At 41.9% G+C, this 895-nt stretch carries 1 protein-coding gene; it reads right to left on the bottom strand.

Going from position 1 to position 895, the window contains the following annotated elements; all coding sequences use genetic code 11:
- Positions 1 to 160: 160 nt before the first annotated feature.
- On the bottom strand, positions 161 to 895 hold a 735-nt coding region (locus AC4J95_RS21090; protein ID WP_494551550.1), incomplete at its 5' end, for an IS4 family transposase.

Genomic DNA, 895 nt, shown 5'->3' with positions numbered 1-895 from the left:
TTACTAGTGTTGCGTAAATATAGTCAGAATAATCTGAAAACTATCTTTCGCTAAAATTTCCAAAAAGTCGAATGCTGACGCAGAGGATGACTTTTTTCCAGAAAATTTTTGTGCCTATTTAACTGAATTCGAATAGTGACGACAACTTATCTAGTCAAAATCATCCGGGTCGATGCCGTTCTAACCAGATTTCTGCGGATTCAAAACGCAGATAATGAAAAGAACGTTTCAGTTGAAAAAGTGTCGCTGTTGAATTCAGTTCGATCTTGATGAGATAGGTTAATAATGTCGCAATCAGCGTAAGAATCACTTGGTTGATCGCGCCTTGTTCGCTTCGTGAGTAAAGCTGCTTGATTGTTAGATTCTGTTTTAAATGCTTGAAGAACAGCTCTATCTGCCAGCGCGCCTGATACATATCGGCTACTTCAGTTGGTGAAACATCAAAACGATTGGTCACGATGCGCAAGAGACGTTGGCCTTTCGTCAAAACAGTCACCAGTCGAAAACGTTCGGTGACATGATTGTTTCCGCCGCCTAAAATAACGTGCTGATCACTGATGATTTGGCCATCTGGCGTCTTTCGCTTCGTGAGTTCAATTTGTTCTAAGACGGTGATCGTTGTATTCGATTTTGTCCGGGTCACAAAGAAATACCCGTCATTGTGCAAGCGGTCCAGCAGCTTGTAATCAAAATAACCACGGTCCACGACATAGGTGGCTTCCGTTTTATTCACCAAGCATTCGAAGTGATTCCGGTCATGTTCTTCGGCATTGGTGAGGGTAAAATGCTCTGGATATTGATTGTCTTTATCCAGATAACAGAGATTTAAATGAAGCTTGATCCCTGCTTTTGTTTTCCGGAACTTCGCCCATGGAAAGCGAATTTTGTTGAGTGG

This window comes from Enterococcus sp. GPZ-007 (assembly GCF_059374735.1).
This window is presented reverse-complemented; position numbering and strand designations above follow the sequence as displayed.